This window comes from Acidovorax sp. FW305-C-20-28 (assembly GCF_058783375.1).
In genome coordinates this window covers 545,896-571,531 of the sequence record NZ_JBYSYM010000001.1, presented here as the reverse complement: position 1 = coordinate 571,531, position 25,636 = coordinate 545,896, and the positions used below count along the sequence as shown (strand labels likewise).

21 protein-coding genes are annotated in these 25,636 nt (G+C 67.6%); 5 read left to right on the top strand and 16 right to left on the bottom strand.

Annotated features, from left to right (window positions below):
• Window positions 1-5: 5 nt before the first annotated feature.
• Window positions 6-758 carry a tyrosine-protein phosphatase gene (locus AC3WOH_RS02630; protein WP_492227841.1) on the bottom strand — a complete coding sequence of 251 codons (753 nt, stop codon included), beginning with the start codon at window positions 756-758 and terminating at the stop codon, window positions 6-8.
• 244 nt (window positions 759-1,002) lie between these two features.
• Between AC3WOH_RS02630 and AC3WOH_RS02625 the strand changes: the two genes are divergently transcribed.
• Window positions 1,003-3,111, top strand: a complete 2,109-nt coding sequence (locus AC3WOH_RS02625) for a TonB-dependent receptor family protein (protein WP_492227840.1) — start codon at window positions 1,003-1,005, stop codon at window positions 3,109-3,111.
• Between the two features lie 27 nt (window positions 3,112-3,138).
• Entirely contained in the window at window positions 3,139-4,218 is a 1,080-nt protein-coding gene (locus AC3WOH_RS02620; RefSeq protein ID WP_492227839.1) for a PepSY-associated TM helix domain-containing protein, read from the top strand.
• Between the two features lie 6 nt (window positions 4,219-4,224).
• Here the strand turns inward: AC3WOH_RS02620 and AC3WOH_RS02615 are convergent, their stop codons facing one another.
• The 10 genes from AC3WOH_RS02615 to def all read right to left on the bottom strand — a co-directional run bounded on the left by AC3WOH_RS02615 (window position 4,225) and on the right by def (window position 12,668).
• Entirely contained in the window at window positions 4,225-5,211 is a 987-nt protein-coding gene (locus AC3WOH_RS02615) for a M14 family metallopeptidase (protein WP_492227838.1), read from the bottom strand.
• A gap of 5 nt (window positions 5,212-5,216) precedes the next feature.
• Entirely contained in the window at window positions 5,217-6,215 is a 999-nt protein-coding gene (locus AC3WOH_RS02610; RefSeq protein WP_492227837.1) for a Bug family tripartite tricarboxylate transporter substrate binding protein, read from the bottom strand.
• A gap of 108 nt (window positions 6,216-6,323) precedes the next feature.
• The gene (locus tag AC3WOH_RS02605; protein WP_492227836.1) at window positions 6,324-7,220 is read right to left on the bottom strand and encodes a LysR family transcriptional regulator; all 897 of its coding nucleotides are present in this window, start codon (window positions 7,218-7,220) and stop codon (window positions 6,324-6,326) included.
• Between the two features lie 49 nt (window positions 7,221-7,269).
• Window positions 7,270-8,094 (bottom strand): orotidine-5'-phosphate decarboxylase, encoded by an 825-nt coding sequence (gene pyrF, locus AC3WOH_RS02600; RefSeq protein WP_492227835.1) that lies wholly within the window; start codon window positions 8,092-8,094, stop codon window positions 7,270-7,272.
• A 136-nt stretch (window positions 8,095-8,230) separates the two neighbouring features.
• On the bottom strand, window positions 8,231-9,427 hold the full coding sequence (locus tag AC3WOH_RS02595) for a phosphoglycerate kinase (protein ID WP_492227834.1): 1,197 nt from the start codon (window positions 9,425-9,427) through the stop codon (window positions 8,231-8,233).
• Window positions 9,428-9,501: 74 nt separating this feature from the next.
• Window positions 9,502-9,837: an AzlD domain-containing protein gene (locus AC3WOH_RS02590; RefSeq protein WP_492227833.1), complete on the bottom strand. Its 336-nt coding sequence runs from the start codon at window positions 9,835-9,837 to the stop codon at window positions 9,502-9,504.
• Window positions 9,834-10,667 (bottom strand): AzlC family ABC transporter permease, encoded by an 834-nt coding sequence (locus AC3WOH_RS02585; protein ID WP_492227832.1) that lies wholly within the window; start codon window positions 10,665-10,667, stop codon window positions 9,834-9,836. The genes AC3WOH_RS02590 and AC3WOH_RS02585 overlap by 4 nt, the downstream gene beginning before the upstream one ends.
• Entirely contained in the window at window positions 10,664-11,638 is a 975-nt protein-coding gene (fmt, locus tag AC3WOH_RS02580; RefSeq protein WP_492227831.1) for a methionyl-tRNA formyltransferase, read from the bottom strand. Before fmt ends, AC3WOH_RS02585 begins: the two co-directional genes overlap by 4 nt.
• A gap of 23 nt (window positions 11,639-11,661) precedes the next feature.
• Window positions 11,662-12,162, bottom strand: coding sequence for a hypothetical protein (locus AC3WOH_RS02575; RefSeq protein WP_492227830.1), 501 nt, complete (start codon window positions 12,160-12,162; stop codon window positions 11,662-11,664).
• Window positions 12,162-12,668 (bottom strand): peptide deformylase, encoded by a 507-nt coding sequence (def, locus tag AC3WOH_RS02570; RefSeq protein WP_184855473.1) that lies wholly within the window; start codon window positions 12,666-12,668, stop codon window positions 12,162-12,164. Before def ends, AC3WOH_RS02575 begins: the two co-directional genes overlap by 1 nt.
• A 200-nt stretch (window positions 12,669-12,868) precedes the next feature.
• Between def and AC3WOH_RS02565 the strand changes: the two genes are divergently transcribed.
• Both AC3WOH_RS02565 and dprA read left to right on the top strand, forming a co-directional pair.
• Window positions 12,869-14,098, top strand: coding sequence for a LysM peptidoglycan-binding domain-containing protein (locus AC3WOH_RS02565; RefSeq protein ID WP_492227829.1), 1,230 nt, complete (start codon window positions 12,869-12,871; stop codon window positions 14,096-14,098).
• 97 nt (window positions 14,099-14,195) lie between these two features.
• On the top strand, window positions 14,196-15,368 hold the full coding sequence (gene dprA / locus AC3WOH_RS02560; RefSeq protein WP_492227983.1) for a DNA-processing protein DprA: 1,173 nt from the start codon (window positions 14,196-14,198) through the stop codon (window positions 15,366-15,368).
• Window positions 15,369-15,389: 21 nt separating this feature from the next.
• Here dprA and AC3WOH_RS02555 read toward each other — a convergent pair whose 3' ends face one another.
• The 5 genes from AC3WOH_RS02555 to AC3WOH_RS02535 form a co-directional block, all read right to left on the bottom strand.
• On the bottom strand, window positions 15,390-17,786 hold the full coding sequence (locus AC3WOH_RS02555) for a DUF1631 family protein (protein WP_492227828.1): 2,397 nt from the start codon (window positions 17,784-17,786) through the stop codon (window positions 15,390-15,392).
• 17 nt (window positions 17,787-17,803) lie between these two features.
• Window positions 17,804-18,757, bottom strand: coding sequence for a protein translocase subunit SecF (gene secF, locus AC3WOH_RS02550; protein ID WP_184855470.1), 954 nt, complete (start codon window positions 18,755-18,757; stop codon window positions 17,804-17,806).
• Between the two features lie 11 nt (window positions 18,758-18,768).
• Window positions 18,769-20,658 carry a protein translocase subunit SecD gene (secD, locus tag AC3WOH_RS02545; RefSeq protein WP_492227827.1) on the bottom strand — a complete coding sequence of 630 codons (1,890 nt, stop codon included), beginning with the start codon at window positions 20,656-20,658 and terminating at the stop codon, window positions 18,769-18,771.
• 83 nt (window positions 20,659-20,741) lie between these two features.
• A complete protein-coding gene (gene yajC, locus AC3WOH_RS02540) occupies window positions 20,742-21,077 on the bottom strand; it encodes a preprotein translocase subunit YajC (RefSeq protein WP_492227826.1) in 336 nt (111 codons plus the stop codon).
• 268 nt (window positions 21,078-21,345) lie between these two features.
• Window positions 21,346-24,921, bottom strand: coding sequence for an indolepyruvate ferredoxin oxidoreductase family protein (locus tag AC3WOH_RS02535; protein ID WP_492227825.1), 3,576 nt, complete (start codon window positions 24,919-24,921; stop codon window positions 21,346-21,348).
• A gap of 188 nt (window positions 24,922-25,109) precedes the next feature.
• Between AC3WOH_RS02535 and AC3WOH_RS02530 the strand changes: the two genes are divergently transcribed.
• Window positions 25,110-25,592: an Lrp/AsnC family transcriptional regulator gene (locus AC3WOH_RS02530; protein WP_492227824.1), complete on the top strand. Its 483-nt coding sequence runs from the start codon at window positions 25,110-25,112 to the stop codon at window positions 25,590-25,592.
• The last annotated feature ends 44 nt before the right edge of the window (window positions 25,593-25,636 follow it).

Sequence of the window (25,636 nt, the reverse complement as noted above, 5' to 3'; positions counted from 1 at the left end):
GGCGCCTACGCCGCAGCCTGCAGGTACAGCCCTGCCAACTGCCGCTGCGCGGCCGCATCCACCCCGAGCACCTCCACCAGGTAGGTCTGCACGCCGCCGTAGTCCTGGTCCACCATGTGCAATGCGGCGTCCAGGAACTCCTCCTGCACGCGCCAGAGCACGGCCAGCACTTCCTCGGGCGCATGGCTGCCCATGCCGGGGGGGCGGCGGTAGAGGTTGTTGGTGAGCAGGTAGTCCTGCATCACGGTGTCGCGCGGCACGCCCAGCGCGAGCAGGATGAGCGCGGCGGCAAAGCCGGTGCGGTCCTTGCCGGCGGTGCAGTGGAACACCGTGGGCGCATCGCTGGCCAGCAGCAGGCGGAACAGCTCGGCAAAGCGCGGCGCGTTCTCGTGCACGAAGCCGCGGTAGGTCTGCTGCATCAGACCCACCGCATCCTGCGCGGTGAGCGTGCGGCCGGTGGCCTGCAATTCGAGCGCGCGCTGCACCACGGTGGGCTCGATGACCAGCGGGTGGTAGGCCACGCCGGGGATGGCATAGGCATGGGCCGCGCCCTCGGCCTTGCCGCGAAAGTCGATGGCACGGCTGACGCCCAGCTCGGCCAGCAGCGCCTGGTCGGTCGCGGTCAGCCCGGCCAGGTGGTCCGAGCGGAAGATGCGCCGCCACTTCACAACCCGCCCATCCTGGCCGGCATAGCCCCCCAGGTCGCGGAAGTTGGTGGCACCGGCCATGGGCAGGGAACGGGTGGGATCTTGGGACATGGCAGCTGGCGAATGGCGGGGAAAGATGCGGGAACGACGAGCTTAGCCCAGCACGGTGACCCCTGCTGTCGCCCCCGGGTTGGCCCCGCCAGGCCCGGGGCCAACCCGGGGCCCCATCCGCCCGGAGCGCAGGCCAAGGCAGCTTTTCACAGTATGAATGATAATTACTATCATTGCATTTGTAAGAACAGGTTTCTCGCTGGCGGCCCCGGCGGCGAAGCCATCCGCACCGGGGAAATACGACATGACGACGACACCACACAGCCTGGCGCCTGCCGGCCTTGCACCCAACCGCTGCGCAGCCGCTGTCGCGCTGGCCTGCCTGGCCATGCCGCTGGCACTGCATGCGCAGGACGCCAACCAGGCCTCGCCCGCGCTGGAGACCATCCAGATCACGGGCAGCTGGCTGGGCACGGGCCTGCAGAACAGCGTGAAGAACTTTGCCGGCGCGCGCACGCAGGTGGACAAGGAAAAGATCGAGGCCACGGGCGCCGCCAGCATCGGCGAGGTGATGCGCCGCATTCCCGGCGTGCAGGCCAGCGAGAACTCGGGCACCGCCGGCAGCGCGATCTCGCTGAACATCGGTGTGCGCGGCCTCACGGGGCGCTACAGCCCGCGCTCCACCATCCTGCTCGATGGCGTGCCGCTGGCCGTGGCGCCCTACGGCCAGCCCCAGCTCTCGTTCGCGCCGGTGAGCCTGAACAACATCGAGTCCATCGACGTGGTGCGCGGCGGCGGCGCGGTGCGTTATGGCCCGCAGAACGTGGGCGGCATCATCAACTTCACGAGCCGCGCCATCCCGTCCAAGCCCGGCCTCACGGGCGACGTGACCGTGCGCCACAACCACTACAGCGAAGGCGGCCAGGACAACACGCAGTACAGCACCTTCCTCGGCTCGCAGCTGGACAATGGCCTGGGCCTGGCGCTGCTGTATTCGGGCATGACCGGCAGCAGCTGGCGCCAGGGCAGTGACGAGAAGGTCAACGACCTGGCCTTCAAGTTCCGCTACGAACTCACGGGCAGCTCCGAGGTCTACGGCAAGGTCTCCTACTACGACGTGAACTCGCGCACGCCGGGCGGGCTGACGGTGGCGCAGTTCAACGCCAACCCCTTCCAGAACACGCGCCCCAGCGACTACTGGAACGGCGAGCGCAAGGGCCTGGACCTGGGCTACATCAACACGATCTCGGACAACCAGGAGTTCGAGGTGCGCGCCTACTACAACGACAGCACGCGCAAGAGCACGCTCATCAACGCCACCAGCACGCAACTGGCCCACCAGCCGCGCGACTACGAGGTGCTGGGCATCGAACCGCGCTACACCCAGCGCGTGCAGCTGGGCCCCACCACGCACGACGTGACGGCCGGCTACCGCTTCCTGCGCGAGCGCGGCAACGACCGGGCCTACAACCAGACCATCGCCACCGGCGTGAACAGCACCACCACACGCTTCGACAACGCCACCGATGCGCACGCGGTCTACATCGATGACCGCATCGCCTTCGGCGCCTGGCGCGTGACGCCGGGCGTGCGCTTCGAGCACATCGAGACGAACCGCGAAGACCGCGCCACCACGCAGCGCTTCGACACCACCAACAACAAGGCGCTGCCTTCGCTCAACGTGGCCTACCTGGTGAACCCGGCGCTCACGCTGTTCGCCAACTACGGCACCTCGTTCGGCCCGGTGCAGAACATCCAGCTGAACTCGCAGACGGCCACCAACCCGCTCAAGCCCGAGCTGGCCAAGACCGCCGAAGTGGGTGCGCGCTGGCAGACCCCGCAGATCCGCGCCGAACTCACGGCCTTCAAGATCCGCTTCGACAACCAGATCCTGCAGGTGCCGGGCATCACGCCGGCCACCTTCCAGAACATCGGGGCTACCAGCCATGAAGGCATCGAGGCCGCCATCGACTACACGTTCGACAAGGCCAGCGCGCTGGCGGGCCTGAACGTGTATGCCAACTACAGCTACACCAAGGCGATCCAGAAATCGGGCACCACGGCCGGGCTGGACGTGCCCTTCTACTCGCGCAACACCGACACGCTGGGCGCACGCTACCAGCTGGGCGACTGGTCCTTCAACCTGGCCAGCACGCACCAGAGCGCGCAGTACGCTGACACGGCCAACACCGTTGCCGAAACGGCCGACGCCCGCCTGGGCCGCATCCCCGGGTTCCGCCTGTGGAACATCCAGGCCGACTGGAAGCTGCCTGGTTACAAAGGCAGCAGCATCGCCGTGGGCGTGAACAACCTGGCCGACAAGCGCTACTACACGCGCAATGTGGACGGCAACCCGGGCCGCATGGTGGGCACGCCGCGCATGCTGTACGTGCAAGGGCGTTTCGCGTTCTGATGCCGCTGACCCAGGGCGCGCGCTGACATGCAGCGGCTGCGCCAACTCTGGCTGCGCATACACCGCTGGACCGCACTCAGCCTGGGCTGGGTGCTGATCCTGTCGGGCCTGACCGGGGCCGTGCTCGTGGTAGCGCAGCCGCTGGACCGCTGGGCGCACCCGGAGCTGTTCCGTGCCCGGACGCAGTCCAACGCGGGGGCGCCCGATGCGGCCCTGCAGGGGGTGCTGCAGTCGCTGAAGGCCGAGTGGCCCAAGGGCAGCTTCACGATGCGGCCGGCCCGCGAACCCGGTGAAAGCCTGTGGGTGCTGGTCAGCGGCCCCTGGCGCGGCACGGTCTACTTCGATCCGGCCACCGGCCTGGAACAAGGCCGCCGGGGTGAGACCGAGGGCTTCGTCAACGCGCTGTTCAAGCTGCACAGCTCGCTGTGGTGGCAGGACACGGGCAAGGCCATCCTGGCCTGGGTGGCGCTGGGCTACCTGTTGCTGCTCGCCACCGGGCTCATCCTGTGGTGGCCGCGGCGCTGGCCGCCGTCCTGGCGCATCGTGCTGGACAAGGGCCTGCTGCGCGCCTTCTTCGACCTGCACCGGGTGGGCGGTGCGGCCCTGGGGCTGCTGATCGCAGTGTCGGTGGCCAGCGGGGCCTGGATGGCCTGGCGGCCGTTGGGCGGCTTTGTCACCACGCTCAGCGGGGCCGCGCCCACCAAGGCCCCCACGCTGCCCAAGGGCTCCGCATCGGCCCCCGCATTGCCGCTCGACACCCTGGTGGCCCAGGCACAGGCGCAGTTTCCGGGTGCGCCCATCGGCTATGTGCAGGTGCCTGCACAGGCCGACCGGCCGCTGCGCGTGCGCATGCGGCTGGCAGACGACCCGCACCCCAATGGGCTGACCTCGGTGTGGCTGCACCCCGCCACGGGCGAGGTGCTGGCCACGCACCGCTGGAACGAACTGGACCCTGGGGCCCGCGCCACGGCGGTCATCTACCCGCTGCACACCGGTGTGCTTGGCGGCGTGGTGCTGGAGGCCGTGGTGGCGCTGGGCGGCCTGGCTCTCTCCACCATGGGCATCACCGGTGCCTGGCTCTGGTGGAAGCGCCGGCGCCCACGCTGACCCCGCCTACAAGGGGCGGCGCGTGGCGTAGCGCACCACCGTCACGCCGGCACGTGCCTGGCGCACCGAGGGCATCACGAGCACGCAGTCGTCGTACGGTGTGGTGACGGGCACGCCATCGTTGTCGCCGATCACGGTGCCGGCTTTCTCGATCACTTCCAGCCCCGTGTAGGGCGCCACAAAGCGGAAGGCTGTGCTGGTGGCCACCACGGGGCCAGTGACCTCCAGCGCCCACTGGCGCGGGGCATCGGGCAGGCGCCAGCCGGGCAGTTGCTGCGCCAAGGCATCGGCACTGAGCACGCCCGACTGTTCGAGAAAGCGCACGCACTGGTCCTGCGCCACGGCGCGGCTGGCCGGATCGCCATGGAAACCGCACTCGATGAGCAGCGAGCGGGTGTCTCCCGCCTCCGTGTCGCCCAGGCCGAAACGCTCGTAGTCGCGCATGCGCACGCCGTCCTTGTGGCCCGCATCAACCACGACATGCTCGGGCGAGCGCATGGCGCGCGCGAGCTGCAGGTTGCGCGGTTGCACCCCAGTGAGCAGCAGCGGGGCCGAAGGTTCGTGCATGGAATGGATGTCGAGCAGCCAGTCGGCCTGGGCGACGAAAGGCCGCAGGGCCGCGGCGCGCCGACGCTCATTGGTGTCGCCTGCGTCCATGCGATCGTCGAGCCACTGGCGGTTCAGGTCCTCGTCGGTGAAGCGCGAGGCGTCGTGGCTTTGCGGGTCGAAGCGGTCGAAGGCCGTGAGGTTGCAGAAGGCCAGCGTGAGCTTGCCGCGCGCAGGGCGCAACCCGGCTTCGAGCAGGCCCTTGAGCGCCCAGGCGCCACACAGCTCGTTGCCATGCACCAGGGCACTGAGCATCACGTGGCGGCCCGGCACGCCCGAATCGAAATGCCAGACGCCTTCGGTACCGGTGTTGCCGGCGCGCCAGGCGCCGATGTCGGGCGCGGGCAGTTCGAAGACCAGGGGCTGGGGGGTGATCTCTGCAGTCATGCCGCTCATTCCTCGATCTTGGCGAACTCGACGATCTTCTTGTACTTGGCCACTTCGGCCGCCAGGTACTGGTCCATGTTCACCGTGGTCGCCGCCACGGTGGAGCCGCTGGCCTCCATCTTCTTGCGGAAGTCGGGCGATTGCAGCGTGTCGTTGAGCGCCTTCTTGATCTTGTCGAACACCGGCTTGGGCAGGTTGGCCGGGCCCAGCAGCGCGAACCACACACCGATGTCCACGTTCTTGAACTGGGGCGACTCGGCCAGTGCGGGGATGTCGGGCGTGGTGAACGAGCGCTTGGCCTCGGTCGTGCCCAGCGCGACGACCTTGCCGCTCTTGATGTGGGGCAGGCCGCTGGAGAGCACGAACACGCCGAATTCGAGGTTGTTGCCCAAGAGGTCGTTGGTCAACGGTGCCACGCCGCGGTAGGGGATGTGGGTCATGAACAGCTTGCCCTGCTCCTTGACCATTTCACCGGCCAGGTGCAGCGAGGTGCCCACGCCCGAGCTGCCGTAGCTGTACTTGCCAGGGTTCTTGGCGACCTTCTGCGTGAACTCGGCCAGGTTCTTCACGCCCGCGCCCGGCGATGCCACCAGCACCAGGGGCTGCGAGGCCACGAGGCCGATGGCCGTGAAATCCTTGACGTCGTACTTGACCTTCTTGGTCACGAGCTTGTTGATCGCGATCTCGTTGCTCGCGCCCACGAGCAGGGTGTAGCCGTCGGGTGCTGCGCTGGCCACCTTCTGCGCGCCGATGGCACCGCCGGCACCCCCGATGTTCTCGATCACCACCGGCACGCCCAGCTTGGCACCCAGCTCCTGCGCCACGGCGCGGCCCGTGAGGTCGGTGCTACCGCCTGGTGGATAGCCGACGACGATGGTGATGGGCTTGGAGGGGTAGGCATCCTGCGCCAGGGCGGGGGTGCTGGCAAAGCAGGCGGCGAGAGCACCCAACAGGGCGGCGCGGCGCGCGAAACGGGCGGGGGTTTTCACAATGGAACTCCTCATCGGGTGGGGACTGGGCTTGGTATGTAAGCCATTGTGAGAATGCAGGCCGGCCCTGGCGGTGCTGAAATGGCACCAGAATGTGCCGTTTTGGTTGAGCTTGCGGGTGCCTCAGCGCTGCGCGAACGCCTGCCAGAAGGCCTCGGCCAAGGGTGTCAGCCGGCGCTTGGGGCGGTACAGGCGCACGTCAAAGCGCACCTCCATGCGCGCATCGCCCGCATGCGCCAGGCGCTGCGCCTTGCAGTCGGCATGCACCAGCGACCAGGGCAGCCAGGCAGCGCCCACGCCGCGCAAGGCGTATTCGTACAAGGCATCGGGCGAATCGCACTCGACCACGCGCTGCAGCCGCGGCGCATGGGGGTGGTTGGCCAGATGGTCTTCGACCAGCCGGCCCAGCGCGAGCTGGGGCGCATAGGCCAGGTAGGCCGTCGCCGGGCCGTCGGAGCCGAGGCGGTGCTGGGGCTGGCCCTGGGTGGCAGCGCGCGACACGGGTACCAGGCGGTCGCTGGCCACGGTCACATGGCTGAACTGCCGGGCATCGAGCCGCACGGCCAGCGCGGTATGGTGGTAGACCAGCGAGAAATCGGCCTCGCCGCGCTCGAGTTGGGCCACGGTCTCGGCCAGGGAGCCGGTGCGTATGCACAGCTCGCTGGCATGCAGCGCGCGCGGCAGCCGCACCAGCCAGTCGGCCAGCAGGGTGCGCGCCAGGGTGCGGCCGGTAACGATGGTCACGGTGCGCGCGGTGCGCCCGGCCATGCTCTGCAGTTCTTCGTGCGACTGGGCCAGGCTGTGCGCCATCTGGCCGGCCGTCTCCAGAAAGCGCTTGCCCGCGGGCGTGAGCGTCACCGGACCACCGCCCTTTTCCACCAGTGGGGTGCCGGCCCATTCCTCCAGCGCCCGGATGCGCCGCCCGAAGGCCGGGTGGGTAACATGCCGCAACTCGGCCGCGCGCGTAAAGCTGCGCTCCTGCGCGAGCACGATGAAGTCCTCCAGCCACTTCAGTTGCATCGAAGGGTCCTCGCAGCGGTGGGCGTGCGCGCCGGAACGCGCCGGGCGGTCAGGCCTTGGCGGCTTCCAGCACGGCCCGGGTGCGCTCGGCTTCGGTGCGCGCAGCGCTGGCGAAGTCCTCGCCACCCGAGGCATAGAGGATGGAGCGCGAGGAGTTCACGATGATGGGCCCGCCTTCGCGCAGGCCGGCACGCACGGTGGCGACGGCATCACCGCCCTGGGCGCCGACGCCCGGGATCAGGAGGGGCAAGGTGGGAGCGATGCCGCGCACGCGCTCGATCTCCTGCGGGTAGGTGGCGCCCACCACCAGGCCGAGCTGGCCGTTGCGGTTCCAGGGGCCCTGGGCCAGGCGTGCCACATGCTCGTACAGCAGGGGCTCGCCTTCGACGCTCGATAGTCGCTGGATCTGAAGGTCGTCGCCGCCCGGGTTGGAAGTGCGGCACAGCAGGAAGGCGCCCTTGCCGTGGTAGGCCAGGTAAGGTTCGATGGAGTCGAAGCCCATGAAGGGCGAGAGCGTGACCGCGTCGGCGCCGTAGCGCTCGAACGCCTCCTTGGCGTACTGCTCGGCCGTGGAGCCGATGTCGCCGCGCTTGGCGTCCAGGATCACGGGCACATGCGGCGCGTTGGCACGCATGTGCTGCATCAGCCGTTCGAGCTGGTCTTCGGCGCCATGGGCGGCAAAGTAGGCGATCTGCGGCTTGAAGGAGCAGGCCAGGTCGGCCGTGGCATCGACGATGGCGGCACAGAAATCGTAGATCTTGCGCGCATCGCCCTTGAGCGCTGCAGGAAAACGGGTGGGCTCAGGGTCCAGGCCCACGCACAGCATGGAGTTGTTCTGTGCGGACGCGTCGCGCAGCATGTCGAGAAAAGTCATGGGACCTGATTTTAGGCGGCCCGCGGCAGGAAAGCCCTGCGCGGGTCGCTGCGGCCTGCCCCGAAGACCGCTGCAGGCACAAAAAAAGGCCGTCGCAACGGCCTTGATTCACAGCGCGAAAATGTAACCAAAATGGTTAATTTGCAACCGCGCGTTTTTCCAATATCTCGAAGGCCGGCAGGGTTTTGCCTTCCAGCACTTCCAGAAACGCGCCGCCGCCGGTGGAGATATAGCCCACCTGTTTTTCGATGCCGTATTTGGCGATGGCCGCCAGAGTATCTCCGCCGCCAGCGATGCTGAATGCCGGCGATTCGGCGATGGCCGCGGCAATCTCGCGCGTGCCATTTTCAAACGCGGTGAACTCGAACACGCCGACCGGCCCGTTCCAGACGATGGAGCCGGCCGACTTGAGCTTGGCCGCCAGCTGGGCAGCCGTCTTGGGGCCGATGTCCAGGATCATGTCGTCGGCGCCCACGTCGGCCGCGGCCTTGGTGGTGGCGGGGGCATCGGCCGCGAAGGCCGTGGCCGTCACCACGTCGGTGGGGATCGGCACCTCGGCACCACGGGCCTTCATGGCCTCCATCACGGCGCGCGCCTCGCCCACCAGGTCGGGCTCAGCCAGGCTCTTGCCGATGGGCAGGCCGGCGGCCAGCATGAAGGTGTTGGCAATGCCGCCGCCCACGATGAGCTGGTCGACCTTGTCGGCCAGGCTCTTCAAGATGGTGAGCTTGCTCGACACCTTGGAGCCGGCCACGATGGCCACCAGCGGCCGCTGGGGCTGGGCCAGGGCCTTGGTCAACGCGTCGATCTCGGCCGAGAGCAGCGGGCCAGCGCAGGCGATGGGCGCAAACTGGGCGATGCCATAGGTCGTTCCTTCGGCGCGGTGGGCGGTGCCGAAGGCATCGTTCACGAAGATGTCGCACAGCGCGGCCATCTTGCGCGCCAGCTCTTCCTTGTTCTTCTTCTCGCCCACGTTGAGGCGGCAGTTCTCCAGCAGCACGATCTGGCCCGGGGCCACGCTCACGCCATCGACCCAGTTGGAGACCAGGGGCACATCGCGGCCCAGCAGTTCGCCCAGGCGTGCGGCCACGGGGGCCAGGGTGTCCTCGGGCTTGAACTCGCCCTCGGTGGGGCGGCCCAGGTGGCTGGTGACCATCACCGCGGCGCCAGCGTCCAGGGCCATCTGGATGCAGGGGATGGAGGCACGGATGCGCGTGTCTTCGGTGATGGCGCCACTGTCGTCCTGCGGCACGTTCAGGTCGGCACGGATGAAGACGCGCTGGCCTTGGGCCTTGCCCTGGGCACACAGATCGGAAAAGCGGAGGATGTTCATGGAGGCAGGGTTCCTGGATGGGGGCACTGAAGCCCTACATTTTAAAGGGGGCGGCCGTCGCCCCTTACAGACGCCTACCAGCCCCAGCCGATGTGCAGCGGCAGGTAGACGGCCATGCCCACCACGATGGTGCCCAGGATGCCTCGCTTCCAAAAGTAGTAAGCACTCGCCAGGATCGCGGCGGGCAGGCGCGCATCCTTGAAGGTGTCGAGCAGCTCCCCCTGGGTCATGAGGATCTCGGGCGCGATCACGGCGGTGAGCGCGGCCAGCGGCGCGTACTTGAGGCCGCGCTTGAGCCAGTCGGGCAGGGGCAGCTCGCGCTCGGGGATCATGAAGAACGCGCGCGACACCACGGTGATCACGGCAAGCCCCAGGATGGCGATGGCGGTGAATATCCAGTGGCCGCTCATGGGTGGCGCTCCTCACGCAGGGGGACCACCTCGCCGTCCTTCATGTGCTGGCGCTCCTCGGGGGGCATCACGCTGTCGGCGGGCACCAGCAGCATTTCGGGGTGGCGACCCTTGCGCCGGCGGTCCATGGCCTCCATCAGCAGGCCGGCAGCCACCGCCGCCGCGATGGCCACCAGGATGTTGAGCTTGAGCGGCAGCGCAAACGCGGCCACCGCCGCCGTGGCGGCCACGCCCGTGGCCAGCCAGGTGGCCCGGTCGAACAGCAGCGACAGCAGCACGCCCAGCAAGGCCAGCACGCCCGCGAACCCCAGGCCCCAGGACAGAGGCACGGCATTGGCCAGCAGGATGCCGGCGATGGAAGGCACCTGCCAGGCCACCCAGTTGGTGGTGGCCGCGCCCCAGAAATAGGGCACCTGCTCGGGCCGGGGCTTGGGATCGGGGAAGCGGTTCATGAACGAGACATAGATCACATCGCCGCTGAAATAGCCGATGGCCAGGCGTTCGCGCAGCGGCCGGTGGGCAAAATAGCTGCGCCACATGCTGCTGAAGATCACGAAGCGCAGGTTCACGCAGGCGGCCGTGAGCCAGATCACCCACAGCGGGGCGCCCACGGTGAGCAGCGGGATCACCGCCAGTTGCGCGCTGCCGGCATAGACCACCAGCGACATCAGCAGGGCCAGCGGCACGGACATGCCGCTCTTGACCATGGCCACGCCGGTTACCAGGCCCCAGGCACCAATGCCCAGGGAGGTACCGGCCATGTCCTTGGCAGCCAGCCGGAAATGCGGGTCGCGGACGGTGCGGGAGATGCGCTCGGCCAGCGCGCTCATGGCGCACCGCCACCCAGCACGACCCCGGCGCCCAGGTCGTCGAAGCCGCGCAGGAAATCCGCGGCCGCCAGGCGCTTGCCCCCGGCACGCTGCAAAGCGGTCAGGCGCAGCCGCCCCGTACCGCAGGCCACGGTGACGCCCGAACCGTCGGCGGCCAGGACCTGCCCGGGTCGGGTCCCGGTCGGGGCGTCCCCGGCCTCGGGCTCACCCGCCCACAGCTTGATGGTCTCCTCGCCCAGGCGCGTGCTGGCGCCGGGGAAGGGGTCGAAGGCACGGATGCGCTGGCCGATGGTCTGGGCGGGCAGCGACCAGTCGACGGCGCTCTCGGCCTTCTCGATCTTGTGCGCATAGGTCACGCCCTCGGTGGGCTGCACCACGGGAGACAGGCCGCCACAGGCCGCCATTTCCAGGGCCTCCACGACCATGCGGCCGCCCAGGTCCGCCAGCCTGTCGTGCAGGCTGGCCGTGGTGTCGGTGGCTGTGATGGCCGTGCGTTCGGTGAGCAGCATGTCGCCCGTGTCCAGGCCGGCATCCATCTGCATGATGGTGACGCCGGTCTCGGCATCGCCGGCCTCGATGGCACGGTGGATGGGGGCCGCGCCGCGCCAGCGCGGCAGCAGGCTGGCATGGATGTTCAGGCAGCCCAGGCGCGGCAGGTCCAGCACCCACTGGGGCAGGATGAGGCCGTAGGCGGCCACCACCATGGCATCGGCCTGGGTTGCCAGCAGGGCCTCGCGGGCGGCCGCAGCATCCTCGGGGTACTTGCCGTCCAGGCGCAGGCTGCGCGGCTGGGCCACGGCAATGCCATGGTCCAGAGCGCACTGCTTGACGGGCGAGGCCTGCAGCTTCATGCCGCGGCCGGCAGGGCGGTCGGGCTGGGTCAGGACCAGGGGGACGGTGAAGCCGGCCTTCAGCAAGCGCGCGAGGGCCACGCGGGCGAACTCGGGCGTGCCGGCAAAGATGACGTTCATGGGATTTTCTGCAACAGGGATGGTCAGTCGCGCCCCTTGTCGGTATTGGGGATGTCGTCGGTGAAGCCGATGCGGCGGACCACGCCGGCGGGATCGAGGTGCACGTGGGCAAAACGCGGGTCGGAGCCCTGCTTGAAGCGGTAGGTCCAGATGTCCCCGTCCCAGCGCGCCACCCGCTCCACGCGCAGCGGCGGGCCGAAGGTGCGCGCGAGGTCGGCCCGGGTCCACTGGTCCAGCGGGATGCTCTCCAGCCGGGTCTGCGTCAGGACCTGCTCGGAGCGCACTAGGCGGCCGGCCGCATCGAAATCGAGGTTGTAGACCTCGGTGCCGGCGGGCAACTGGGAGTACAGCAGCCGCTCGCCCTGGGGCAGGGGGTGAACGGAGGTGGGCTGGCCTAGCCGCGCCAGCACCTGGGCGCGCGGTGTACCCAACGGCTCACGCAAAGGCACGGCACAGGCCGACAACGCTGCCAGCAGGGCCAGCACAGCGGCACCACGCAACACGCGGGGCGCCACCACGGCCATCAGCGGTTCTCCCGCTGCTGCTTGACCATCTTGGTCTTGATGCGGTTGCGCTTCAGGGGGGACAGGTATTCGACGAAGACCTTGCCCATCAGGTGGTCCATCTCGTGCTGGATGCAGACCGCCAGCAGGCCTTCGGCCTCGATGGTGCGCGACTGGCCCTCGCCATCGAGCGCCTTCACGTGCACGGCGTCATGGCGCTCGACCCCGTCGTAGATGCCGGGCACCGAGAGGCAGCCCTCGTCGTTGACGTGCTTTTCGGCGCTGGCCCAGACGATTTCGGGGTTGATCAGCACCATGGGTTCGTTGCGCCCCTCGGAGACGTCGATCACGATCAGGCGCTCATGCACGTCCACCTGGGTGGCTGCCAGGCCGATGCCGTTGGCGTCGTACATGGTGGCCAGCATGTCGGAGACCAGGGTCTTCAGGCGCGCATCCACGGCCTCGACCGGCCGGGCGATCTTGTGGAGCCGGGGGTCCGGGTAACAGAGAATGGGGAGAATTGCCATGGAATCGGGTAATAGATGTCGCTATTTTCGCCACTTTTGCCCCAAGCTGCAGATACTCAACTCAATAATCGTTGCCGAATCAAGGGCTTGAGCAGAGAATCTAAGAAGGTTTGTAACGTATTCGTCCGGCTGCTTGCATGTGCAACACAGTTCGGACGCCAGTGAGGGGGCGTTTCACAATGCATCAGAAAAGGAACCACATGACGGCATTCACCAGCGCGCGGCGAACCGCCCTGGGCGCCCTGACCGTGGCCGCAGGCGCTTTGCTCGTCGCACCGGCCCAGGCGCAAAATCACCCCATTTCCGGCCAGCAACGCGCCACGGCGCAGGACGTGTCGCAGCGCGGCATCCCCGTGGCCGACCTGGCACCCAACGCACCCGATGTCTACGTGGTCAAGCGCGGCGACACGCTGTGGGGCATTTCCGGCCTGTACCTCAAGAGCGCCTGGCGATGGCCCGAGCTGTGGGGCATGAACATGCAGGCCCTGCCCAACCCGCACCTGATCTACCCCGGCCAGACCCTGTACCTGGACAAGGACGGTGGCTATGCCCGCCTGCGCACCACGGCCCCGGGCGGCGGCTCCGCTTCGTCCGGCACCGTGCGCGTTTCGCCCGCCACGCGCGCCGACAGCCTGTCCAGCACGGCCCTGCCAACGCTCAAGCCGCACCTGATCGAGCCTTTCCTCGTGGAGCCGGTGGTGGTGGATGCCAACGTGCTCCAGCGCGCACCGCGCGTGATCGCCACCCAGGAAGAACGTGTGCTCATGGCCACGGGCGACCGTGCCTATGTGCGCGGCGATGCAGCGGCTCCCCTCACGATGGAGCCGGGCGAACCGCGCCAGTTCCGCGTGTTCCGCGACGCCGTGGCCCTCAAGGACCCGCAGACGGGCGAGGTCCTGGGCTACGAAGCCCAGTACCTGGGCAAGGCCGAGTTGGTGCGCGGCGAAAACTTCGAGAAGTCCTCCGACGGCAAGGGCGGCATCCGCACCGACTACGTGCCCGCCACCGTGGACCTGAGCGGCAGCAAGGAAGAAATCCGGGCCGGCGACCGGCTGCTGCCCGCACCTGCACGCGAGTTCATCAGCTACGTACCCCGTGCGCCCCGTGAGGGCACCGAGGCCCGCGTGGTCTCCATCTACGGCAGCTCCGCCTCCGGCGCATCGGCCGGTTCGGCTGGCCAGAACCAGGTGGTCGCCATCAACCTGGGCTCCCGCAATGGCATCGAAGCCGGCCACGTGATGCGCCTGATGACCAAGGGCGACGTGATCAAGGACAAGACCGATCCCAAGCTCCCCATGATCAAGCTGCCCAGCGAAAGCAACGGCCTGGCCATGGTGTTCCGCACCTTCGACCGCGTGTCCTACGCGCTGATCCTGGAGATCCGCACCGGCGTGCGCGTGGGCGACCGGCTGGTCAGCCCGCAAGAGTAACAAGTCGCCGGCGCAGCCGCCCTGCAGCAGGCACTAGGCCCCGCCTGCAGGGGAATGCGCCTGGCTTGTGAAGCCACCGGGCCACGACGCCATGCCCATGGACCACGACGAGTTGCAGGCCTGGCTCAGGCTGACGCTGTCGCGCGGCGTGGGCAATGCCGCTGCGCGCCTGCTGCTGGCCCGATTCGGCCTGCCGCAGGCCATCTTCGAGCAATCGGAAGCGGCCTTGCTGGAGTGCGTGACCCCGGCGCAGGCCAAGGCCTTGCGCACCCTCCCGCCCACCCTGGCGGACCTGGTGGAAACCACCTGGGAATGGCTGCAGGATGCGCCCGAACCCGGGGCCGCAGCCCGGACGCTGCTCACCCTGGGCGATGCCGGCTACCCGCGCACCCTGCTGAACACCGACGATCCGCCGCTGCTGCTGTACCTGATGGGCCCTGCAGCACGCCTGTCGTCCGAGCACCCGTTGGGCGAGCGGCCTTGCCTGGCCGTGGTGGGCAGCCGCAACCCGACGGCCCAGGGCGCGGAACACGCCCTGCAGTTCGCCAAGTCCCTGCACGCTGCCGGCCTCACCATCGTCTCGGGCCTGGCACTGGGCGTCGACGCTGCGGCCCATGAAGGCGCACTGGAAAGTGCCGGCCTGGACGAAAGCCATCCGGCGACGATTGCGGTGGTGGGCACCGGCCTGGACCGGGTCTACCCGGCCGCCAACCGGGCGCTGGCCCACCGCATCGCCCGGCAGGGGCTGCTGGTGAGCGAGTACCCACTGGGCACGCCACCACTGGCGCCCAATTTCCCCAAACGCAACCGCATCATCTCGGGGCTTTCGCAGGGCACGCTGGTGGTCGAGGCCGCCCTGGCCTCGGGCTCGCTGATCACAGCCCGACTGGCGGCCGAGCAGGGCCGCGAGGTGTTCGCCATCCCGGGGTCCATCCACTCGCCCCAGTCCCGCGGATGCCATGCCCTGATCCGCCAGGGCGCCAAGCTGGTGGAGTCTGCCCAGGACGTGCTGGAGGAGCTGCGACTGCCCGGTGCGGCCGCCGCCCCGGCGAGCGCTGCGGGGGGCGCGCAAGGCCTGGGCCGCGGGCATTCGCGGCAGGACAGCCCCTTGCTGCAGGCCCTGGGATTCGACCCCATGGGCCTGGATGCGCTGCTGGCGCGCACCGGCATGGATGCGGCCAGCCTGCAGGTTCAGCTGCTAGAGCTCGAACTCTCGGGGAATGTGGCGCGCCTGCCCGGTGGCTTGTTCCAGCGCATGGGCACGGCATAGGCCTCTGCCCGGCAGCGGCAATCAGCCCAGCAGGCGCTCCGGATTGGCATCCAGCTTGGCCAGCGCGTCGCGCGTGGCGCGCGTGGTGATGCCTTCTTCGTCCTGGGCCACGAGCAGGCCTGCCTGCAGGTAGGCGGCCAGGCGCCGCAGCTGGATCAGGTAGCTGCTGCCGTCCACCGCGGCGAACAGGTGCAGCTGCTTGCGCTGGCTCTGCCAGGCGTACTGCACCTGGGCCGATGCACCGTTGTGGTCCAGCGTGTACCAGGTACCGGGCTTGAGCTCCTGGGCCCAGACGACCATGCCTTCGTCCACCGGCGCGCCGTTGTCGGCCACGACGTGGATGGACGAGGCGTCGATGCCCAGCATCATCTCGATGTTGTCGGCATTGAGCGGCATGTCGCCCAGCGTCGCATCGTTGATGAAATCCTCGAGGTTAGCCAGGCGCTTGGCCATGGCCTCGATGTGTGCCTGCGGAATCGACGCTGTCTTGGACAGGAAGGCATCGGCCAGCGTGTCGGTGAGCGTCTTGATCAGGGCATCCTGCGGGGCATCGTGGATGCCCATCAGCGCCAGCCCCTGGCGCAGGCGCTGCAGCAGGCCCGGCAGGTTCTGGATGACCTGCGCACGGTCGCTGCGGTTGGGCTTGGCACTGGCGGCCCACACCAGGTCGGCCGCAGTGCGCTTCAAGGTGATGGTGTCGGCATGCTGGGCGCCATCGCGCACGGCGGACAGGGCCAGCACCTCGGCCCAGGTCTTGAACAGGAACTCGCGGATCTCGTCGCGCACCGGCATGTCCTTGAGCATGGTGCGCAGCTCGATGGTGTACTGGATGGCCAGGGTTTCCTTCTGCTCGACCTGCTGGGCCACGCTGACCAGGCGCGAGGTCGCCTGCTTCTCGGTGAGGAACTTGGACAAGAACTTCTCGAACTCGTCGTAGACCAGCTGGAACACGCGGCGGCCGGTCTCCGGGTACTGTTCGATCACCTGCACCACGCGGCGGATCTCGGCCTCCAGGGCGCTGCCGTTGATGCTGGTGGAGTCGAAGCCCATCACGCAGGCGCCCATGCGGTCGATCAGCTGGCGTGCGGGGTGGTCCAGGTTGCTGAAGAACTCGGGCTCGGCCAGCGCCACGCGCAGCACCGGCACCTGCAAGCGCGCAAACCACACGCGCACGGCCGGCGGAATGCGGTCTTCGGCCAGAATGCTCTGGAACATCAGGGCCACCACCTCGATGATGGCTTTTTCACCGGCCGTGGAGGCCTTGTTCTTGAACTCGGTGGAGCGCTCGCGCACCGCACCCGCCACCTGCACCACGGCGGCCGGGCTGTAGTCCTCCATGAGCGTGGCGATGCCGCTGTAATAGGTATCGGCCTGCACGCGCTGGGCCGACAGCGCGTGGGCCAGCGCTGCCGAGGCGGGCGGCGCCTTGATCATGTCGTAGCCCGTCGCCGGCTGGGTGAGCAGGCGCCGCAACTGGCCCATGACACCCTGCGCGCGCTGGCGCGCACGGATCAACGGCGTCATGCCCGTGGCAAAGCCCATGCCGCCCGGGGGCATGGGGTAGCCCGGCCCCTGGGGCATGCGCTGCCCCTGCATGTGGGGGCCCGGTTGCATCTGCTGCGGGTACATGCCCGCGGGCCCGCCACCCTGGCGTCCCGCCGCCACCATCGCTTCGCGCGACTGGGCCAGGGCCTGCGATGCCAGTCCGCCCGGGCCTGAGTCGCCACCGCCCGGTGCACCACCGCCGCCCCCCGCACCGGTGCGCCGCACCCGCGAGCGCAGGTCGGAAGGCACGGCCACGCCCTGCTCCACGTAGAAGGCATTGGTGGCCTGGTACTGCTTTTGCAGCACATTCGCCAGTTCCCGCTGCAAGGGGTCCACGACGGTGAGCAGGTCGGTGCGCGGCAGGCCCACCTCCACCCACTGCTGCACCAGCAGCAGGCAGATGGTTTCGGGGCGCAGGATGTCGCCGCTGTCGATCTCCTGCCCTTCGAGCACCTGGGTGCGCTGGCGCAGCGCATCGAACTGCTGGCCCGCCTGCTCGGCCACGGTCAGCGCCATGCGCGAGGCGACGATCTTGTTTTCCACCACATCGTCGCTGAGCAGCTCGAACGACAGGTTGTTGCCGCCACCTGCCGCGGACAGGCCCGAACGCGCGCTGGTGTGGGGCGCCAATGCCTCCTGCCAGGCGTTGCTGGTGGCCGACACCCACTTGGCATGGTGCTGCTGGTAGAGCATCCAGGTGTCGCGGCGGGACTGCATCTCGCGCGCCGTCCCGGTCTGCGCGATCAGCACCCCGAGAAAGTCAGCGACAGCCTTGTCGACCTCTGCCAGCCCTGCACAGAGCCCCTCAACGAACCGCTGGCGCGCCAGGCGTGCCAGGCGGCGCTGCGGTGAGGGGGCAGGGGAGTTTTGCATGCGCCAATATTAGCGGTTCAGACGGTGGCCCCGGCGTTGGGATCGTTGGGATCGCCGTCCTTTTTGGTGTTGGTCTTGATCAGGTCTTCGCGCTTGACGCCGAGCCACATGGCAATCGCCGCGGCCACGAACACCGAGGAGTAGATACCGAACAGGATACCAATGGTCAGCGCGAGTGCAAAGTAATGAAGGCTTGGACCGCCGAAGAAGAACATCGACAGCACCATCGCCTCGGTGGAGGCGTGGGTGATGATGGTCCGGCTCATGGTGCTGGTGATGGCGTGGTCGATCACCTCGTGCGTCGTCATCTTGCGGTACTTGCGGAAGGCCTCCCGGATCCGGTCGAAGATCACGACCGACTCGTTGACCGAATAACCCAGCACGGCCAGCACAGCCGCCAGCACCGACAGCGAGAACTCCCACTGGAAGAAGGCGAAAAAGCCCAGGATGATCACCACGTCGTGCAGGTTGGCGATGATGGCCGCCACACCGAACTTCCACTCGAAGCGGAAGGCCAGGTAGATCACGATGCCCAGCACCACCATGCCCAGGGCCATCAGGCCGCCGTGCACCAGTTCCTCGCCCACCTGCGGCCCGACGAACTCGGTGCGGCGCAGCGTGACCTCGGGGTCTGCCGCCTTGAGCGCAGTGAGCACACGCTCGCTCTGCTGCGCAGAAGTGACATCCTTCTGCACGGGCAGGCGGATCATCACGTCGCGCGCGGAACCGAAGGTCTGCACCTGCACGTCGGGGTAGCCCAGTGCAGCCACCGTCTCGCGCACCTTGGAGAGCTCGGCCGGCTGCACATAGGCCACTTCCATGACCGTGCCGCCCGTGAACTCCACCGACAGGTGCAGCCCGCGCGTGAGCAGGAAGAACACGGCCAGCGCGAAGGTCAGGAAGGAAATCGCGTTGAAGATCAACGCGTGCTTCATGAAAGGGATGTCTTTTTTGATGCGGAAAAATTCCATGGCCGCTGTCCTTAGTTCGTTTTGGCCACAGAGTTCGCACCGTCGGCATCGGGTTTCCAGACCTGGCCGATCGACACGCTCTTGAGCTTCTTCTGGCGCCCGTACCACAGGTTCACCAGGCCGCGCGAGAAGAACACGGCCGAGAACATGCTGGTCAGGATGCCGATGCAGTGCACCACGGCAAAGCCGCGCACCGGGCCGGAGCCGAAGGCGAGCAGCGCCAGGCCGGCGATCAGCGTGGTCACGTTGGAGTCCAGGATGGTCGCCCAGGCACGCTCGTAGCCCGCATGGATGGCCGCCTGCGGCGACAGGCCGGCGCGCAGTTCCTCGCGGATGCGTTCGTTGATCAGCACGTTGGAGTCGATGGCCACGCCGATGGCCAGGGCCATGGCGGCAATGCCGGGCAGCGTGAGCGTGGCCTGCAGCATCGACAGGATGGCCATCAGCAGCAGCACATTGACGGCCAGCGCCACGCTGGAGAACACGCCGAACAGCATGTAGTAAAAGCACATGAAGGCCGCAATGGCCACCAGGCCCCAGACCACGCTGTGGATGCCGCGCTCGATGTTGTCGGCACCCAGGCTCGGGCCGATGGTGTATTCCTCAATGATCTCCATGGGCGCTGCCAGCGAGCCGGCGCGCAGCAGCAGCGCCGTGTCGTTGGCCTCGGCCGTGGTCATGCGGCCCGAGATCTGCACCCGGCCGCCGCCGATTTCGCTGCGGATCACGGGGGCCGTGACCACCTCGCCCTTGCCCTTTTCGAAGAGCACGATGGCCATGCGCTTGTTGATGTTCTCGCGCGTGACGTCGCGGAAGATGCGCGAACCCTTGGCGTCCAGCGTGAGGTTCACGGTGGGCTCCTGGGTCTGGCCGTCGAAGCCGGGCTGGGCGTCGGTGAGGTTCTCGCCGGTCAGGATCACCTGTTTCTTGACCACGATGGACTGGCCGCTGCGATCAGGGTAGCGCTCGGAGCCGAACGGCACCGGGCCGCGGCCCGATTCGGCCGCGCGGGCCTCGGTGCCTTCGTCGACCATGCGCACTTCCAGCGTGGCCGTGCGGCCCAGGATGTCCTTGGCCTTGGCCGTGTCCTGCACACCCGGCAACTGCACCACGATGCGGTCCAGACCCTGCTGCTGGATCACGGGTTCGGCCACGCCCAGTTCGTTGATGCGGTTGTGCAGCGTGACCATGTTCTGCTTGAGCGCCTGCTCCTGCACGCGGCGCGTGGCCTCCGGCTTGATGGTGGCGCGCAGCTTGAACTCGCTGCCGTCGGGCACGCTGGTGGCCACCAGGTCGGGGAACTGGTCGCTCACCAGGTTGCGGGCGGCCGTGAGCGTGGCTTCGTCGCGCAGGCGCACTTCCACGGCCTGGCCATCGCGGCTGATGCCGCTGTGGCGGATGTTCTTGTCGCGCAGCAGGGTGCGCAGGTCGCCGGCATAGGACTCGGCCTTCTTGGTCAGCGCGGCCTGCATGTCCACCTGCAGCATGAAGTGCACGCCACCGCGCAGGTCCAGGCCCAGGTACATGGGCATGGCATGGATCGAGGTCAGCCACTTGGGCGACAGCGAGAACATGTTGAGCGCCACCACATAGGAGGCATCGGCCTCATTGGGAACCAGGACCTTCTGGATCGCGTCCTTGGCCTTGCCCTGGGTGTCCACCGAGTCGAGCTGGGCCCGCACCGAGTTGCCCTCCAGGCTCACGGAAACGGGCGTGATGCTGGCGGCCTTGAGCGCCTCTTCCACCCGCTGCAGGACCGCAGTGTCCACTTTCACGGAGGATTTGACGGCAGACACCTGCACCGCAGGGGCCTCGCCAAAGAAATTGGGCAGGGTGTACAGGGTCCCCACCAGCAGCACGATCACCAGGATCGCGTACTTCCACACCGGATATCGGTTCATGATCGCGCTCTTGCCTCTTGGAAAGCTTCAGAGGGCGCCGGCCTTGCACCGGGCGCCCTGGACACACGGGGCTCTCTCGGGCCTTACTTGGCCGTGCCCTTGGGCAGGACCTGCACCACGGCGCTGCGCTGCAGCTGCACTTCCACGCCGTTGGCGATCTCGATGTGCAGGAAGCCTTCGGACAGGCGCGTGACCTTGCCCACGATGCCGCCGGCCGTGGCCACCTCATCGCCCTTGGCGATGGCGTCGATCATGGCGCGGTGTTCCTTCTGGCGCTTCATCTGGGGGCGGATCATGACGAAATACAGCACCACGAACATGAGCACCAGGGGCAGCATGCCGGTGAGCGAGGACATCATGTCGCCACCGCCCGCAGCGGCGGCGGGAGCGGTCTGGGCAAAAGCAGAAGAAATAAACACGGACGGAACTCCACAACGGATGGTCAAAACACACTGAAAACCGCCTGCAGACAGCGCCTGCGCGCTCACCGGGCGGAACAGGACATTGTATGCGGGCCCCCGCCACGCCCCCAAGGGGTATGACCCAAGGTGGCAGCGGGTGTTTGTTGTCCTCCACAGAATGCCTGTTTTGGCAAGCCTGCAAAGGATCAATTGCTACACCCTTGATAGCAAAAAAGCCCGCGCAAGCGCGGGCTCTCGATACAAGGTGCGGCCAGGCCGCCGGACTTCAAGCGGCCTGGCGCTCGGTCCGCGCCGCACCGCCCTGGCGCCATTGGGCCATCAGGCCCTCCCACTTGGGGCGGGCCGCCGCCAGGTGGCGTTCCTTCACATGGCCGTAGCCGCGGATCTCTTCGGGAATGCGGGCAATCTCCACGGCCAGCGCCAGGTTGTCGGCGGTGAGGCCCTGCAGCAGCTCGTCGATCGAGGCGCGGTACTCCACGATCAGCGCGCGCTCCATGCGGCGCTCCTCGGTGCGGCCGAAGGGGTCGAAGGCGGTGCCGCGCAGGCCCTTGAGCTTGGCCAGCACGCCGAAGGCGCTGCGCATCCACGGGCCGAAGGGTCGCTTGACCAGTTCACCGCGCTCGTTCTTCTTGGCCGTCATGGGCGGGGCCAGGTGGTGCACCAGCTTGTAGTCGCCCTCGAACATGTTCGCGATCTTGTCCGTGAAGGCCTTGTCGGTGTGCAGGCGTGCCACCTCGTACTCGTCCTTGTAGGCCATGAGCTTGAACAGGTAGCGCGCCACGGCCTCCGACAGGCGCGTCGTGGTGCCCAGTTGGCCTTCGGCAGCGCGCACCTTCTCTACAAAGGCCGTGTACTCGGCGGAGTAAGCAGCGTTCTGGTAGTCCGTGAGGAAGTCCACGCGTTTGGACAGCATTTCCGTGATGGACGGCTTCTTGACGAACTCGATCACCTGTGCCGCCTGGAACAGCGACTGCACGGCCTTCACGTCGTGGGCGCAGCGGCGACCCCATTCGAAGGCCGCCTTGTTGTTGTCCACCTGCACACCGTTGAGCTCCATGGCGCGCATCAGCGAGGCATGGGTCAGCGGCACGCGCCCTTTTTGCCAGGCGTAGCCCAGCATCAGCGGGTTGGTGTAGATGCTGTCGCCCAGCAGTTGGGTGGCGACCTGCTCGGCATCGAAGCTGCCCACGCCACCGGCCCCGACGGCCGCCGCAATGGCGCTGTCGCAGTTGGCGCCAGGGAACTGCCAGTTGGGGTTGGTCACAAAGGCCGCCGTGGGCGTGCCGTGGGTGTTGAGCGCCACGAAGGTGCGGCCCGGCTGCATCACGGCCAGCGTGTACTTGTGCGCCGCAACGATGGAATCGCAGCCGATCACCAGGTCCGCCTTGGCGGTGTCGACCTTGGTGGTGTAGATGGCCTCGGGCCGGTTGGCGATCTGGATGTGGCTCCAGGTGGCGCCGCCCTTCTGGGCCAGGCCACCAGCGTCTTGCGTGATGACACCCTTGCCATCGAGGTGGGCCGCCATGCCCAGCAGCGAGCCGATGGTGATCACGCCCGTGCCGCCCACGCCGCCGACCACGATGCCCCAGGCCGATTCGGCCACGGGCAGCACGGGATCGGGGATGGCCGGCAGGCTGGCCAGGTCGCCCTTCTTTTCCTTCTTGGGCTTCTTGAGCTTGCCGCCCTCCACCGTGACAAAGCTCGGGCAGAAGCCGTTGACGCAGGAGTAGTCCTTGTTGCAGGTGCTCTGGTTGATGCGGCGCTTGCGGCCGAACTCCGTCTCCACGGGCTCCACGCTCAGGCAGTTGGACTTGGTCGAGCAATCGCCACAGCCCTCGCACACCAGGTCGTTGATGACCACGGTCTTGTCGGGCGTGGCCAGGGTGCCGCGCTTCCTGCGGCGGCGTTTTTCGGTGGCGCAGGTCTGGTCGTAGATGATGACCGTGCAGCCCTTGATCTCGCGGAACTGGCGCTGCAGCGCGTCGAGTTCGTCGCGGTGGTGCACCGTCACGCCCTCGGCCAGCGCCACGCCGTCGTACTTCTGCGGCTCGTCGGTGACGATGATGAGCTTGACCACGCCCTCCGACTTCAGGCTGTTCATGATCTGCAGCACCGAGTGGCCTTCGGGCCGCTCGCCCACCTGTTGGCCGCCGGTCATGGCCACGGCGTCGTTGTAGAGCACCTTGTAGGTGATGTTGGTACCCGCCGCGATGCTCTGGCGGATGGCCAGCAACCCGCTGTGGAAGTAGGTGCCGTCGCCCAGGTTGGCAAACACGTGCTGGTCGGTGGTGAACGGTGCCTGGCCCACCCAGGTCACGCCCTCGCCGCCCATCTGCGTGAAGGTGGAGGTGTTGCGGTCGGGCATCCAGTTGGCCATGTAATGGCAGCCGATGCCGGCCACGGCACGCGAGCCCTCGGGCACGCGGGTGCTGGTGTTGTGCGGGCAGCCGCTGCAGAACCAGGGCGCACGCTCACCCGTGTCCACCTTGAGCTCGGCCATGCCGCGCTCGCTGGCTTCGATGACGGCAATGCGCGCGTCCATGCGGGCGATGATGTCGTCCGAGACCCCCAACTTCTTGAGCCGCTTGGCAATCGCCTTGGCAATGATGGCCGGCGTCAGGTCGGCCTTGGCGCGCAGCAGCCAGTTCTGGCTGGGGTTGGGCATGGACCACTCGCCGCCCGTCGCATCGCCCTCGGGCTCGTCGAACTTGCCCAGCACATTGGGGCGCACGTCGGCGCGCCAGTTGTAGAGCTCTTCCTTGAGCTGGTACTCGATGACCTGGCGCTTTTCCTCGACCACGAGGATCTCCTGCAGCCCTTGTGCGAAGTCGCGCGTGATGGTCGCTTCGAGCGGCCACACCACGTTCACCTTGTGCACGCGGATACCGAGCTGGCGGCAGGTGGCGTCATCGAGGCCCAGGTCCACCAGGGCCTGGCGCGTGTCGTTGTAGGCCTTGCCGCTGGCGATGATGCCGAAGCGGTCGTTCGGGCCTTCGACCACGTTGTAGTTGAGCTTGTTGGCGCGGATGTACGCCAGGGCCGCATACCACTTGTAGTCCATGAGGCGCGCTTCCTGCTCCAGCGGCGCATCGGGCCAGCGGATGTGCAGGCCGCCGGGCGGCATCACGAAGTCCTCGGGCATCACGATCTTCACGCGGTCGGGGTCCACCGAGATACTGCTCGACGACTCCACCACCTCCTGGATGGTCTTCATGCCCGACCACACGCCCGAGAAGCGGCTCATGGCGAAGGCGTGCAGGCCCATGTCCAGGATTTCCTGCACGCTGCTCGGGAAGAACACCGGCGTGCCGCAGGCCTTGAAGATGTGGTCGCTCTGGTGCGCGGCCGTGCTGCTCTTGCTGATGTGGTCGTCGCCCGCGATGGCGATCACACCACCGTGCTTGGCCGTACCCGCCATGTTGGCGTGCTTGAACACGTCCGAGCAACGGTCCACGCCCGGGCCCTTGCCATACCAGATGCCGAAGACGCCATCGAACTTCTTGGACTGGGGGTACAGGTCGAGCTGCTGCGTGCCCCAGACGGCCGTGGCGCCGAGCTCCTCGTTCACCCCGGGCTGGAAGACAATGTTGTTGGCCGCCAGGTGCTTCTTGGCCGCCCACAGGGCCTGGTCGTAGGTGCCCAGCGGCGAGCCGCGGTAGCCGCTGATGAAGCCGGCGGTGTTGAGCCCTGCCACGGCATCGCGCTGGCGCTGCAGCATGGGCAGGCGAACCAGGGCCTGCACCCCGCTCATGAAGGCTCTGCCGCTGTCCAGTGAATATTTGTCGTCGAGCGTGACGGTCTCGAGGGCCTTGCGGATGTGCTCGGGCAGCGGGGCATTCATGGCTATGTCTCCAATGGCTTTTGTGGGGTGCGCCTCTTGTGGAAGCGGTGGTTCATGGCCGCGCCTCCCGTTTAGGGCGGCACCTCCAGTGTGGAGACAAGTGTATGCCCGCGTCGCTGATATGTCTTTGCGTTGTGTGCCGAATTTAGGCTATTCTGAGAAAGGATCTTTCTCAAACCAAGCACTTTGTGAACACTCTCGACAAATTCGACCTGGCCATCCTCAACGAGCTGCAAACCGATGCCCGCCTGACCAATGCCGAGCTGGCCCAGCGCGTGGGTCTGTCGGCCGCGCCCTGCTGGCGCCGCGTGCGTGCGCTGGAGGAAGAGGGCTTCATCAAGGGCTACCGCGCCGAGATCGACCGCAACAAGATCGGCCTGGGGGTGCTGGCCTTCGTGCGGCTCGATGCCGACCGCAGCACCGGCAACCTCACGCGCGAGATGGAGGACGCCATCGCCCAGATCCCCGAGGTGATCGCCTGCCACTACATCAGTGGCACCGGCACCTTCGAGCTGCAGGTGGTGGCGCGCGACCTGGAGAGTTTTTCGCAGTTCGCGCGCAATGTGCTGCTGAACCTGCCCAATGTGAAGGACATGCACACCAGCTTCTCGCTGGGCGAGGTCAAGGCCAGCGGGGCGCTGCCGCTCACGCACCTGGCCCGGCCGAAATGAGGACGCTACTGATTTCGCAGCAAAGCGCGCTGGATGGGCATGCG

Excerpts from the sequence above, each read along its gene's own strand:
- AC3WOH_RS02630 (WP_492227841.1), bottom strand. The coding sequence starts at position 758 with ATGTCCCAAGATCCCACCCGTTCCCTGCCCATGGCCGGTGCCACCAAC.
- AC3WOH_RS02625 (WP_492227840.1), top strand. The coding sequence starts at position 1,003 with ATGACGACGACACCACACAGCCTGGCGCCTGCCGGCCTTGCACCCAAC.
- AC3WOH_RS02620 (WP_492227839.1), top strand. The coding sequence starts at position 3,139 with ATGCAGCGGCTGCGCCAACTCTGGCTGCGCATACACCGCTGGACCGCA.
- AC3WOH_RS02615 (WP_492227838.1), bottom strand. The coding sequence starts at position 5,211 with ATGACTGCAGAGATCACCCCCCAGCCCCTGGTCTTCGAACTGCCCGCG.
- AC3WOH_RS02610 (WP_492227837.1), bottom strand. The coding sequence starts at position 6,215 with ATGAGGAGTTCCATTGTGAAAACCCCCGCCCGTTTCGCGCGCCGCGCC.
- AC3WOH_RS02605 (WP_492227836.1), bottom strand. The coding sequence starts at position 7,220 with ATGCAACTGAAGTGGCTGGAGGACTTCATCGTGCTCGCGCAGGAGCGC.
- pyrF (WP_492227835.1), bottom strand. The coding sequence starts at position 8,094 with ATGACTTTTCTCGACATGCTGCGCGACGCGTCCGCACAGAACAACTCC.
- AC3WOH_RS02595 (WP_492227834.1), bottom strand. The coding sequence starts at position 9,427 with ATGAACATCCTCCGCTTTTCCGATCTGTGTGCCCAGGGCAAGGCCCAA.
- AC3WOH_RS02590 (WP_492227833.1), bottom strand. The coding sequence starts at position 9,837 with ATGAGCGGCCACTGGATATTCACCGCCATCGCCATCCTGGGGCTTGCC.
- AC3WOH_RS02585 (WP_492227832.1), bottom strand. The coding sequence starts at position 10,667 with ATGAGCGCGCTGGCCGAGCGCATCTCCCGCACCGTCCGCGACCCGCAT.
- fmt (WP_492227831.1), bottom strand. The coding sequence starts at position 11,638 with ATGAACGTCATCTTTGCCGGCACGCCCGAGTTCGCCCGCGTGGCCCTC.
- AC3WOH_RS02575 (WP_492227830.1), bottom strand. The coding sequence starts at position 12,162 with ATGGCCGTGGTGGCGCCCCGCGTGTTGCGTGGTGCCGCTGTGCTGGCC.
- def (WP_184855473.1), bottom strand. The coding sequence starts at position 12,668 with ATGGCAATTCTCCCCATTCTCTGTTACCCGGACCCCCGGCTCCACAAG.
- AC3WOH_RS02565 (WP_492227829.1), top strand. The coding sequence starts at position 12,869 with ATGACGGCATTCACCAGCGCGCGGCGAACCGCCCTGGGCGCCCTGACC.
- dprA (WP_492227983.1), top strand. The coding sequence starts at position 14,196 with ATGGACCACGACGAGTTGCAGGCCTGGCTCAGGCTGACGCTGTCGCGC.
- AC3WOH_RS02555 (WP_492227828.1), bottom strand. The coding sequence starts at position 17,786 with ATGCAAAACTCCCCTGCCCCCTCACCGCAGCGCCGCCTGGCACGCCTG.
- secF (WP_184855470.1), bottom strand. The coding sequence starts at position 18,757 with ATGGAATTTTTCCGCATCAAAAAAGACATCCCTTTCATGAAGCACGCG.
- secD (WP_492227827.1), bottom strand. The coding sequence starts at position 20,658 with ATGAACCGATATCCGGTGTGGAAGTACGCGATCCTGGTGATCGTGCTG.
- AC3WOH_RS02535 (WP_492227825.1), bottom strand. The coding sequence starts at position 24,921 with ATGAATGCCCCGCTGCCCGAGCACATCCGCAAGGCCCTCGAGACCGTC.